We start from the raw sequence: 11,995 nt of genomic DNA, 5'->3' as shown, positions 1-11,995 counted from the left end.
TCTAACCTATTAAACTTCCAAATATATTTATTAATAATGCTACAATATAGGCTGTCACCATTTGAACACTAATCGCCATACCTGTTAACTTCCAAGACTTTAACTCTCTCTTCATAGCACCAACTGCTGCAAAGCATGGCATACATAATAGATTAAATGCCATATATGCATAAGCTGCTGCTTTAGATGAAATGTCTTCTTTCATAGATGAAAGTGCATTTTCATCCTCTCCTTCAAACAAAATTCCTTCAGAGTATACATCTCTTGCTGCTTCATAGTCATATATACCACATTCAAATCCAAGCTCCTCAAGTTCTCCCTGTGTGTACTTACTAAAAAACTCTTCTAAGTATTCATCAGTTACATCATCATATAATTGTGCAAATGTAACAACAACATTTTCTTTAGCAACCCACCCAGTAACTACACCTACTGCTGGTTTCCACTCTCCAAATCCTAAAGGTTTAAATACTGGCGAAATTATGTTACCAGCAGATGCAAGAAAACTCTCTTCCATATCACACATTATACTTCCATCTTCATTATTCTCTTTATTCACTCCATTAAATGAATTTACATTAAAGTTTGAAAGTCCCCAAATTAAGATAGTAGAAATAAAAATTACTGTACCTGCCTTTACTGCAAAATCCTTTACTTTTTCCCATCCGTGAATACCTATAGATTTAGCAGTAGGAATTCTATATTGAGGTAATTCCATTACAAAATTAGATACTTCTGATTTATAAACAAACTTATTTAATAATAAAGAAACAATAATTGCTATAGCAATACTTAACATATATATAGAATAGGTTACTAAAGTCTTATTTCCATCTTTAAAGAATATTGAAACAAACATTGCAAAGATAGGTAATTTAGCCCCACATGGCATAAAACCTGTTATAATAGTGGTAATTTTTCTGTCTTTCTCTGAATCTAAAGTTCTAGTTGCCATTATCGCTGGCACCCCACAACCAAATCCCATAAGTAAAGGAATAAAGGAACGCCCTGACAAACCAAATCTACGGAAAATTCTATCCATAACAAAGGCTACTCGAGCCATATAACCACTATCTTCAAGAAATGAAATAAGTATATATAATATCAATACTAATGGTATAAATCCAATTACAGCACCAATACCGTTTAAAATCCCATCCATAACTAGCGAATAAACCCATGGAGATGAATTTACTATAAGTCCTTCAATTAAATTACTAAAGATTTCCCACCCTTTTTCTACCAAGCCTGCTAACCATACACCTGGGCTTGGAAATCCTTTAATAAACAAAAAATTCTCACTGAAAGTACAAGCAAATAGCAAGTACATAACTACTGCAAATATGGGTAGAGCCAAAAATCTATTAGTAAGAACCCTATCTATTTTATCTGATTTAGTTTCTTTAACTTTTCTTTCTCCCTTCTTAACAGATGCTCTAACTATCTTACCTATAAATTGATACCTTAGATCTGCTATTCTAGCCTCAGTATCACCATCAGCATTATTTTCTGCTACTTCTACAAATTTAAGTACTTTAGATTTTTCTTCTTCACTTAGAAGATCTGTTACAATTTCATCTCCCTCAACTAATTTTAAAGCTCTCCATTCCTTTTCTAATTCATCTTCACAAGATATTATATCTTTAATTTTATCTCTAGCTTCAAGTATATTATTATCGAAAATATCTAAACATTCTAATACACTCTTTTCTTTTCCTACTTTAGTAGCTATATTCATTAATTCACTAATACCTTTTCCGCTTCTAGCTATTATTGGAACTACAGGCACACCTAGATATTTTGATAGCTTATTAGTATCTATCTTGTCCCCATTTGATTCAACTTCATCCATCATATTTATAGCTATAACAGTTGGAACTCTAGTTTCTAAAATTTGAAGTGAAAGATAAAGATTTCTCTCTATGTTAGTACCATCTACTATATCTATTACCACATCTGGTTTATTAACAACAATATAATCTCTTGCTATTATCTCTTCAGCAGAATATGGCGATAAGGAATATGTTCCAGGTAAATCTACAATTTCTATAGAATTATCCTTTTTATACTTACCTTCTTTTTTATCAACTGTAACTCCTGGCCAGTTTCCTACATGTTGTTTTGAACCTGTTAACTCATTAAAAAGAGTAGTCTTACCACAGTTAGGATTACCTGCCAGTGCAATTCTTAATGACATTTAATCTCCCCCTTATTTGATTACTATAATTTGTTCAGCATCACTTTTTCTTAAACTAAGTGCATATCCCCTTATATTAACTTCTATAGGATCACCTAATGGTGCAATCTTAATTACTTTTATACTAACACCTTGAGTTACTCCCATATCCATAAGTCTTCTTCTCATAACTCCCTTTTCCCCAATTGACTTGACTGTACCAGATTCACCTGGTTTTAATTCTTTTAAAGTCATAATCAAAAACTCCTTTCAAAACTTAATTAACCACTATAAGTGAAGCAAGTCCACGATTCAAAGCAATTTTTACGCCTTTAACTAAAAGAATTAAACCACTTTGATTCTCTCCAACAACTTCAATTTTTTCTCCTTTTATAAAACCAAGATCTTGAAGATGACGCTTCATACTATCTTTTCCTCTAAACTCAATAATTCTTCCACTTTCACCAACAGACATCATTGATAATGACATAACTAATCCCCCTCTTTCAGTTGAATATGATTCTCATTGTCTTTTCATTAATTAGTATATACTAGAAAAAATTTCTAATCAATAATGTTATTGATAAAATTTATCAATAACATAAAAGATAAGTATTTTTTGCTCAAAATAATAAGACACCTGTAATTTAACAGGTGTCTCTTAACTATTTCCATCCTTAATTTATCAATCTTCTATACTATTTTATGTACCACAGTAGGTTTTATATCCTTTATCTATATTTTTAGGCAACTTTGTATATTCTTCATTAACACTTAAGTAATCATATGGATTTTTTAAAACTGCTATAAGATTTTCCATTACACTATAGTCATTTCTATTTACTGCTGCTTCTAGTGCTTCCTCTACCCTATGATTTCTTGGTATTACAGTTGGATTATTTTCTTCCATAAGTTTTTTGACTTCATCTTTGGATTGTTCTTGTCTACTTAATCTTTCACTCCATAAAGTATACCACCTTTTAAACTCATCCATATAGAAAATATCCATGCTAGTAAACTTTCCAATAGTTAAGTTATAGAAAGTATTTGTATAGTCTGCTTTATATTTTAGCATTATACTTAGAAGCCCTTCTATTAAATCCTTATCTACTTCCTCTTCATTAAATAGCCCAAGCTTTTTTCTCATGCCTAAATACCAATTATTTAAATATAATTGGTTATATTTATCTAAAGATCCATTTGCTACCTCAATTGCTTTATCCTTATCATCATCTAATAATGGTAACATAGCTTCTGCAAACCTTGCTAGATTCCACCCACCAATTCTAGGCTGATTTTCATAGGCATATCTACCATTTAAATCTATTGAACTAAATACAGTACTTGGATCATATATATCCATAAAAGCACAAGGACCATAATCAATAGTTTCTCCTGCTATAGACATATTGTCTGTATTCATCACTCCATGAATAAACCCCACAAGTTGCCACTTTGAAATTAATTCAGCTTGCTTTTTTACAACTTGATTTAAAAGATATTCATAAGGGTTCCCATTATAATTGCCATCAAAATGTCTCTTTAAAGTATAATCTGCTAATTCCTTCAAATATTTTTTATCTCCAAGTCTTGCAGCATACTCAAATGTTCCTACACGTATATGACTTTTTGCAATTCTTGTCAGTATTGCTCCAGGTAAGAAATCCTCTCTAAAAATATCTTCTCCTGTTGTTAATACAGCCAAACTTCTGGTAGTTGGTATCCCTAAAGCATACATTCCTTCACTTATGATGTATTCTCTAAGCATTGGCCCTAAGGATGCCTTTCCATCTCCACCTCTAGAATAAAGAGTTCTACCTGATCCTTTAAGCTGTATATCTACTCTTTCTCCATCTTTTGTTAAGTATTCCCCAAGAAGTACTGCTCTTCCATCACCTAAAATAGTAAAGTATCCAAACTGATGTCCTGCATAGGCTTGCGCAATTGGTGTTGACCCATCTAAAATTTTATTACCACTTAAAAAATTTGCTCCCTCTTCACTTTCCAGGAAGCTTACATCTATTCCTATGCTTTTGGCTAATGTTTTATTTAGCGCAACAACCTTTGGTTCTCTTACCTTTTCAGGATATTGAGTTGTGAAAAATTTACTTGGTAATTTAATATATGTATTTTCTAGCTTTATTGTCTTATCTTTTAAAATTCTATCCATCTTTTCTCCTTTGTTTTTATAGTTTTATTACAATTCATTGTTAGTTTTTACACATTTATATTTTATATGTTTATAAAATAAAAGCTGTTGAAAAATATTTCTCAACAGCTCTAATTGAATTCTGTTATTTTATATTCTTGAATCCTAAAAATTACAGCTAAATATCTATCTTACATTGTCCACCTTATCACGCTTATTTATACAATAAACTGAAATAATAAAGAATACAACTCCAAATAAACTCAACACTAATAAATTCATTACAATTACACCTATATCTGCTCCTTGCTGTGCATTATTAATAGCTTCCATTGCCCATCTTATAGGCGTAAAATATGATATTTTATTTATTGTACCACTTAAGTAGGATAAAGGCACAAAGCACCCACCCAGTGCTAGAAATGATATTGTAACAAAGTTACTTATTATGCTTGATAAATCTCTATCATTAGTTATGGTCATACAAAATGTTCCTACAGATACTGAAACTATTCCTAATATTAGTAATATTACTATAAGCATAAGGTTACTAACTCCAATTTCTATGGTTGAAACAAAATTTATTTCTATAACACTTATTGTAAATAAAATAGATAGCAAAATGGTTGTACTAATAATATTGCTTAAATAATATTGCCATGGCCTTACACTAGTCGTAAGAATTCGTGTATACATATTTTGTTCCTTATCTTCGCTAATTAATCCCGATCCACTCATAGCTCTATAAAAAGCAAACATGATTATAAATCCTATTAAGCTTTGACTTACACTATGGTCCTTTTTTACATCATTTAAATCTTTATATGAAACTTCAATCTTTTCCTTTTCTTTTCTTTCAACTGACAACTTATATTTTTCAAGGTCACCATCATTTACTTTTGCTAAATTTATCATATTGGATAATTCAATAGATAGTCCTTTATCTAAGATTTCATGAAGACTTTCCCCTTCTATCCCATATAAAATCACACCTGAATTATCACCCTTTAATATTTTTTCCTCAATATTTTTCTCAATCATTATACCTAAATAAATATCTCTAGTATTAAATTTTTGTTTTAAATCATCTTCGCTATTAACTTCAACTAGATTAATCATATCAATATCAGACAAATACTCATCTAATTTATTAGAAGAAAAAGATTTACTTTCATCACATATTCCCACATTTATTTCAGTAATAGATTGATCTATAATCTTTGGGGCAAATAGAAATATAATCAAAGGAAAAACTACTGTTAGTATTGTATACGCAGGTTTCTTTAATATCATTATCTTTAAATTATTCTTTACTAAGGCATATACACTTCTCATACTTCTCTCTTCTCCCTTCTAATACATATATAAAGACAACAAAATAAAATTATAGTTGCTGTAATACTTATTACTAAGCTTACATTTAGACAATAAAAGCTTCCTTCATAGGCAGCTTTAAATATTCCCTTATTTAACCATCTTAAAGGAGAAATATTTGTTACTAAATTGAATATTCCGTCCATTTCAAGAGGCAGTGATATATAAGATCCCCCTAGGAAAGAAAAGACTGGAATAATAAGTCCTTGTAAGAACAATGCTGCTCTATCTCTTTGCTTTACTGCGTAACCAACAAAAGTTCCTAAGGTAACCATCATTAAAGCAGCAGCTATTAAATACATAAAAGTTATGAGTGGATTGTCTCCCCAATTTGACTTTAATTTAAAGAGTGAAAATAGAAATCCTGGTGTAATTATAATTATGCTTAGAATTAAACTTGAAATAATTCTTCCAACAAAATATTTGAAATCAGATAATCCTGTTAAAATTATTCTATCCTTTATTCCAGATGATTTTTCTAATCCAAGTAATCCTATTGGAAATAATGTTACATAAAGCATCATCATAGTTACTTCAACTATTCCATAATACTGATAAGAATTAGGAGCATCCTCTTCTTTAATAAACTTTACATCTATACTATCATTCATAAATTCTTCACTACTAATAATTTCAGATGCCTTATCTACATCCACCATATATAATTCATTTATACTTGCATAGGTATCACTAAATGATTTTAAATAAGATAGGACAGTTGCACCTTCTGAGACTTTTTTCTCCGAATAATAAGTTTCTATAGATTCATCCTTAAGCAAAAGAAATATTTCTCTTTCATTTTCAACCTTAGCCTTTCCTTCTTCAACAGATGATACTTCTTTTATACTAAAATCCTCATAATTGAATACATTATCTTTTATTTCATTTATAATTTCTTCTTTTCCTGATTCATTGTAGTAACATATATTAATAACTTCATTTTCACTATTTATAGAGTTAGTATTAGATAACATTACTCCAAGGAGTACCATAAGAAAAATTGGAAATAATGCATTAAATATCACCCATTTTCTTTGCCTAAGATTAAACTTAAGTCCTTCAACAATAACATGAAACATAAAATCTCACCTACTCCCTCAAGCTTCTGCCGGTTAATGTCAGAAAAACTGTTTCTAAGGTAACTTCTCTATATCCAATATCACCAATACTAATTTCATTTCTTGTAAAATAATTAATTATTTTATCTAGGTTATTTACATTCTTAGAAGTGTTTATAGTTACTAAATTATCATTTTGATATACTGATAAAACTCCTTTGATAGATTTAATTTCTTCAATATTAATTTCTTCATAGGAATTAAGGGTAAGAGATAGGGTTTTCTTATCATCTACTATACTTTTTAGTTCATCCTTTGTTCCCTCTACTATAACTTTACCATGGTCTATAATAGCTATTTTGGTGCATATTGACTCTACCTCCTCCATATAATGTGAAGTATAAATTATTGTAGTACCCCCTTCATTTAATTTCTTAATGGAATCTAAAATATGATTTCTAGATTGAGCATCTATTCCTACAGTGGGTTCATCCATAATAATTATCTTGGGATTATGAACAATAGCACAAGCTATATTTAACCTTCTAAGCATTCCACCAGAATACTCTTTGGCCTTTTTATTCTTAACTTCTTTAAGCCCTACAAATTCTAATGACTTCTCTACTGCCTCTTTCAATTCTTTTCCCCTTAGTCCATATAGTTCACCAAAGAAACTAATATTTTCTTTAGCAGTAAAATCCTCATATATAGCTATTTTTTGCGGAACTAGTCCAATTTGTCGTTTGATATTTACATCATTTTTCTTAATACTAGTTCCCATTATTTTTATATCACCTGAATAAGGTCTTACTAAGCCGCATATAGTGCTAATAGTTGTACTTTTACCAGCTCCATTTGGGCCAAGAAGTCCATATATCTCTCCTTCATCTATGGATAATGAAATATTATCAATGGCAACAAAATCATCAAATTTTTTAACTAACTTATCTATTTCTATTACTTTCATTATTATTTCCCCCTTTACTTTCTAATTTTAGTATATAAAAAAAGACCTTCTACAAACTGTAGAAAAGGTCATATTCTCTATATGACAAAAGTCATATCCTCTCTCCTGTATAATAATAAACAGCTATTTGAGTTCTATGCTTTAAACCTGTTTTATTTAGTATAGAGGTAATATAGTTTTTAACTGTTCCTTCTGAGATAAATAGTTTTTTGCTTATTTCCTTATTACTTAACCCTTGGGAAATCCCTACAACCACCTCATATTCTCTATCCGTAAAAAGTGATTTATCTATTTTCCCCTTAGGAGTATTTTGTCCAATCTCCTTATATCTCTTTAATATATCTTCCTGAATTACTGATATACCATTGTAAACCATTTTTATAGTATCTATAATTTTATCTGGCGTAGTATTCTTTAACAAATATCCAATTGCTCCTTGGTTTAATGATTTTTCTATATATTCATCCTCATCAAAGGTTGTTAACACAATGACCTTTGTCTTCAAATCCCTTCTTCTTATTTCTGCCAATGTCTCTACACCATTTAAAATTGGCATTCTTATATCCATAAGAACTACATCCAAGTAGTTTCCTTCTAAATATTTTAATAGTTCTTGTCCATTTTTAAATGTTCCCTTAACATCAATGTCCTCATTAGACCCAACAATTATTTTTAAACTCTCCCTAATTAAATCATCATCATCTACAATAGCAACTTTAATGCACATTATAATTCCCCCTCTTCTTTAAATATCATAATTGCCGTAAACCCTCTACTTCCATCTAGAATTAAATTTCCTTGTAAATTTAGCATTCTTTCTTCTAATGATTGTAATCCCATTCCTTTTATAATTTTGTTAGAACCAATACCATCATCACTAACTTCCACTTTTATATATTTATTTAACACCTCTATATTAACCTTAATTTTATTACCTTTAGAATATTTTAGAGAATTAGTTGATAATTCTCTTATTCCTTCAATAATTATTTCCCACTGTCTCCTGGATATTAAATCTAGATTTCCTTCACTTGTTAGTATGTATTTAAATGAAGTGTCCTTTAACTTATTTTGAAGTAACAGCTTAATTTTATTAACTCCAAGTTCTTCTATTGGAGGTTTTATACTTCTTAATGTTGCTCTTATATCATCCATTCCATTTCTAAGCAAATTGGTTACATTTTTTATAATACCTACTGCTTTTTCATTTCCATCATTTTTCAAAATAATTCCTAAAGCTTCAAGTTGAAGTAACGCTCCTGCTAAAGTATGTCCTATCTTATCATGCATAGCACCAGAAATTTCATTTCTTTCTTGTAACTTTGCAGATATTTTTTCTTGCTCTATAAACTTCTCCCTAGATTTCATTTTTAAACTTAATTCTGAATTAATTCTTCTATTTTGATCCCACTCTTTTTCTAAGAATTCTAATCTTTCTTCTTGTTTTTTTCCGTAAATTAATGCATATACTGAAAGTGCAATGATTGAGGTTAATTCTACACATAGATTATTTTTATATGTAAACAGAATACTTGTTGGAATAATAAATAGGCAATTATAATAAACCTTTTTTTCTATAGATAAATACTCTGCTAATGTAAAAGCAAATAGAATTATAATAATTTTATTTATATATATTGTTACTACTGCTGAAAAGATTATATTTATAAAGTATATCTTCTTTCTTAATCTTTTTGGAAGTAAATAGCTTAACATTGATAATATAATTATAGATAAAATGATAGAAACATTTAGCCATGGCTTATCCATATTATTTAATGAATTCATTGCAACATAGCCAACTAAAATAGCTTTAATTACAATATTAAAATCTTTTACTATAAAAATCCCCCCAATTTTTCATTACCACTTCTAATATTAACTGTTCCATTAAAAGTGACTATCCTAGTTTATATGTATAACTTAAATATCATGATTTTATATTATTAAGTACAAACAATATTACAAGTCAATTATACCACTTTATTCTATATAGAAACCTTATAGATAAATTCACTATGTAACAAACTATACTTTACCAATAACATTAAATATGATTAACTTGTAATTCATATTAGTAACAAAAATCCCTATATTTAATTATAAATATAGGGATTTTTAAATCAAACTTTCTTAATATACTTTATTTAGTATTCTTAATTTTTATCCTTGTTATTTTTCAACCACATTATAGCACTATATGCATGTATAGCAGAACCTGTAGCTAATATTTCTTCATTAAATACTACTTTTTCGTTATGCATTGGTTCACCATATAGTAAATTTTCTTGCTTTGTTCCAGCACCTAACATCATATAGACACTTGGAACTTCATATGAATAGGAAGCAAAATCTTCCGATCCCATTCCTCCTCCTTCAAATAAATTAACTAAATTCTCTCCGATCAAATCTTTTACATATGATGTAATTTCTTTAGCTAAATCAGTATTATTAGTTAATGGTGGTACAGATGATAATTCTATTAATTCTGCTTCACCTCTAAACATTTTAGCAGTATTTACTGTTATATCATTTATTCTATTAAATATGAATTCTCCTATTTCTTTATCTAAACTTCTTATTGTTCCCTCCATAATTACTTCTCTAGGAATTATATTTGGAGCTTCTCCCCCTACAAACTTACCAATAGTTACAACTGCAGCTTTAGTAGCTGGTATTTCTCTAGCAATTAGTTCTTGTAAAGATATATATATATGTGCTGCTATATTAATAGGATCTACTCCAAGCTCTGGCATAGCTCCATGACATCCAGTTCCTTTTACGACTATTCTAAATCTATTACATCCTGCTATACTAGTACCTAAGCCGCATAATACCATATTAGAAGGAGTTCCTGAATGAACATGCATAGCCATTGCAGCATCTACATGCGGATTTTCTAATACACCTGCTGCTAACATTTTTTTAGCTCCAGTAAAGCCTTCTTCGTCTGGTTGAAACACTAACTTAACAGTTCCTTCTATATCATCTTGATTTTCCCTAAGTAGTTTTGCTGCACCTAATAGCATTGCAGTGTGCATATCATGTCCACATGCATGCATACTCCCATTAGTTGACTTAAAATCACATTCAGTTGCCTCAACTACTGGTAATGCATCCATATCAGCTCTTAACAAAAACGTTTTGCCTGGATTTTTACCACTAATTGTAGCAACTACACCACTTTCACATATTTCTTGTGGTTCATACCCAAATTCCTTTAACTTATCAATTACATAAGCTTTTGTTTTAGGTAACTTTGCACCAACTTCAGGGTTACTATGAATAGTCCTCCTAATAGTAATTAAATCATCATATATTAACTTTGCTTGACTCATAATTTTATTCATATGTATACCTCACTTTCCTTTATCTCATATTTATTTTAATTACTTTTTTATAATATATTCATTAAACTATTAAATCAAATAAGCTGTTATCTTTCTCACTCATTTTTATATAATATAACCTATTATGCTTATATTTTCTAACTTTTTCATATTAAATAATTATCCATATAAACTCAAAATCATAATTATGCTTAGAGCAATAAATTTCTTTAAGCCTCTTAAACATTGTTATTGCTTCATTCATTTTACGAAAATTGAGAATTAAATTTTTAACCATCCATAATAATTTTTATTTCTTTCATTACAAATTTGCTTTGGAATCTCTTTAGGTTAACTAAAACATAATAAATAAAGGCAACCATTTCACTATCATCTAATATTCTAGCTAAACCTAATAGCTCCCTTTCATTCCATGCAGCAAATACATTTGATGAGTTCATTATACCTTATTATGTAATTAGCTTATTAGTTACCTAAGCCCTATATAGAGTAAAATAGATTGCTTTTTTCTATAAACTACAATCTTTTTTATAAAAATATAAATATTCAATAACTACTCCAATTAAAATACCAATTGTATAACATATTAAGTCACTAAATAAAAATCCATGACCTAAAATTAATGCTCCTAGGGTTGTATCTCTTATTGAATTTATCCATTCCCCTTGGTAAAGTTGTGATATTTCTATTAAATAAGAAAATGTCATTGAAGCCAAAGCCACATTTCTTATTTTAGCTTTATTAAATAGAAAACCAAATCCCAAATACACCATTAAAGCCCACAAGGTATCTCCTGCATATTTGCTTATTATATTGGGTAAGTAGCTTCCATACCTTCTTGAAGCAATGCCTAAAATCATAACTATGATCACAAGCCCCATATATATAATTCTTTTTCTTTTCATCTTTCTACTCCCTATA

At 29.3% G+C, this 11,995-nt stretch carries 12 protein-coding genes; all 12 read right to left on the bottom strand.

Annotation, left to right across the window (positions count from 1 at the left end; genetic code table 11):
- Nucleotide 1: 1 nt before the first annotated feature.
- Nucleotides 2–2,197, bottom strand: a complete 2,196-nt coding sequence (gene feoB / locus I4V16_RS05175; RefSeq protein ID WP_111938248.1) for a ferrous iron transport protein B — start codon at nucleotides 2,195–2,197, stop codon at nucleotides 2–4.
- Nucleotides 2,198–2,209: 12 nt separating this feature from the next.
- Nucleotides 2,210–2,431, bottom strand: coding sequence for a FeoA family protein (locus tag I4V16_RS05170; protein ID WP_099330229.1), 222 nt, complete (start codon nucleotides 2,429–2,431; stop codon nucleotides 2,210–2,212).
- Between the two features lie 22 nt (nucleotides 2,432–2,453).
- A complete protein-coding gene (locus tag I4V16_RS05165; RefSeq protein ID WP_027098419.1) occupies nucleotides 2,454–2,666 on the bottom strand; it encodes a FeoA family protein in 213 nt (70 codons plus the stop codon).
- Nucleotides 2,667–2,879: 213 nt separating this feature from the next.
- Nucleotides 2,880–4,346, bottom strand: a complete 1,467-nt coding sequence (locus tag I4V16_RS05160) for a protein adenylyltransferase SelO (RefSeq protein WP_027098418.1) — start codon at nucleotides 4,344–4,346, stop codon at nucleotides 2,880–2,882.
- A 165-nt stretch (nucleotides 4,347–4,511) separates the two neighbouring features.
- Nucleotides 4,512–5,660 carry an ABC transporter permease gene (locus I4V16_RS05155; protein ID WP_027098417.1) on the bottom strand — a complete coding sequence of 383 codons (1,149 nt, stop codon included), beginning with the start codon at nucleotides 5,658–5,660 and terminating at the stop codon, nucleotides 4,512–4,514.
- On the bottom strand, nucleotides 5,657–6,778 hold the full coding sequence (locus tag I4V16_RS05150; RefSeq protein WP_027098416.1) for an ABC transporter permease: 1,122 nt from the start codon (nucleotides 6,776–6,778) through the stop codon (nucleotides 5,657–5,659). Before I4V16_RS05150 ends, I4V16_RS05155 begins: the two co-directional genes overlap by 4 nt.
- A 10-nt stretch (nucleotides 6,779–6,788) precedes the next feature.
- Complete coding sequence (locus tag I4V16_RS05145; RefSeq protein ID WP_027098415.1) at nucleotides 6,789–7,724, bottom strand: ABC transporter ATP-binding protein; 936 nt, start codon at nucleotides 7,722–7,724, stop codon at nucleotides 6,789–6,791.
- Between the two features lie 91 nt (nucleotides 7,725–7,815).
- Complete coding sequence (locus tag I4V16_RS05140; protein WP_027098414.1) at nucleotides 7,816–8,451, bottom strand: response regulator transcription factor; 636 nt, start codon at nucleotides 8,449–8,451, stop codon at nucleotides 7,816–7,818.
- Nucleotides 8,451–9,512 carry a histidine kinase gene (locus I4V16_RS05135; RefSeq protein WP_027098413.1) on the bottom strand — a complete coding sequence of 354 codons (1,062 nt, stop codon included), beginning with the start codon at nucleotides 9,510–9,512 and terminating at the stop codon, nucleotides 8,451–8,453. Before I4V16_RS05135 ends, I4V16_RS05140 begins: the two co-directional genes overlap by 1 nt.
- A 368-nt stretch (nucleotides 9,513–9,880) precedes the next feature.
- Nucleotides 9,881–11,074: a M20 family metallopeptidase gene (locus tag I4V16_RS05130; protein ID WP_027098412.1), complete on the bottom strand. Its 1,194-nt coding sequence runs from the start codon at nucleotides 11,072–11,074 to the stop codon at nucleotides 9,881–9,883.
- A 269-nt stretch (nucleotides 11,075–11,343) separates the two neighbouring features.
- On the bottom strand, nucleotides 11,344–11,514 hold the full coding sequence (locus I4V16_RS05125; RefSeq protein ID WP_153246611.1) for a hypothetical protein: 171 nt from the start codon (nucleotides 11,512–11,514) through the stop codon (nucleotides 11,344–11,346).
- Nucleotides 11,515–11,583: 69 nt separating this feature from the next.
- Nucleotides 11,584–11,979, bottom strand: coding sequence for a DUF2809 domain-containing protein (locus I4V16_RS05120; protein ID WP_049177725.1), 396 nt, complete (start codon nucleotides 11,977–11,979; stop codon nucleotides 11,584–11,586).
- Nucleotides 11,980–11,995: the final 16 nt, after the last annotated feature.

Source organism: Clostridium sp. 1001283B150210_160208_E6 (assembly GCF_015669365.1).
GTDB lineage: Bacteria > Bacillota > Clostridia > Clostridiales > Clostridiaceae > Clostridium > Clostridium paraputrificum.
The sequence above is the reverse complement of the archived record's forward strand: the minus strand, read 5'-3'. Positions and strand labels throughout refer to the sequence as shown.

Bases quoted from the DNA above. Each gene is read 5' to 3' on its own strand.
- I4V16_RS05160 (WP_027098418.1), bottom strand. From the start codon at position 4,346: ATGGATAGAATTTTAAAAGATAAGACAATAAAGCTAGAAAATACATAT.
- I4V16_RS05170 (WP_099330229.1), bottom strand. From the start codon at position 2,431: ATGACTTTAAAAGAATTAAAACCAGGTGAATCTGGTACAGTCAAGTCA.
- I4V16_RS05125 (WP_153246611.1), bottom strand. From the start codon at position 11,514: ATGAACTCATCAAATGTATTTGCTGCATGGAATGAAAGGGAGCTATTA.
- I4V16_RS05155 (WP_027098417.1), bottom strand. From the start codon at position 5,660: ATGAGAAGTGTATATGCCTTAGTAAAGAATAATTTAAAGATAATGATA.
- I4V16_RS05165 (WP_027098419.1), bottom strand. From the start codon at position 2,666: ATGTCATTATCAATGATGTCTGTTGGTGAAAGTGGAAGAATTATTGAG.
- I4V16_RS05135 (WP_027098413.1), bottom strand. From the start codon at position 9,512: ATGAATTCATTAAATAATATGGATAAGCCATGGCTAAATGTTTCTATC.
- feoB (WP_111938248.1), bottom strand. From the start codon at position 2,197: ATGTCATTAAGAATTGCACTGGCAGGTAATCCTAACTGTGGTAAGACT.
- I4V16_RS05150 (WP_027098416.1), bottom strand. From the start codon at position 6,778: ATGTTTCATGTTATTGTTGAAGGACTTAAGTTTAATCTTAGGCAAAGA.
- I4V16_RS05120 (WP_049177725.1), bottom strand. From the start codon at position 11,979: ATGAAAAGAAAAAGAATTATATATATGGGGCTTGTGATCATAGTTATG.
- I4V16_RS05140 (WP_027098414.1), bottom strand. From the start codon at position 8,451: ATGTGCATTAAAGTTGCTATTGTAGATGATGATGATTTAATTAGGGAG.
- I4V16_RS05145 (WP_027098415.1), bottom strand. From the start codon at position 7,724: ATGAAAGTAATAGAAATAGATAAGTTAGTTAAAAAATTTGATGATTTT.
- I4V16_RS05130 (WP_027098412.1), bottom strand. From the start codon at position 11,074: ATGAATAAAATTATGAGTCAAGCAAAGTTAATATATGATGATTTAATT.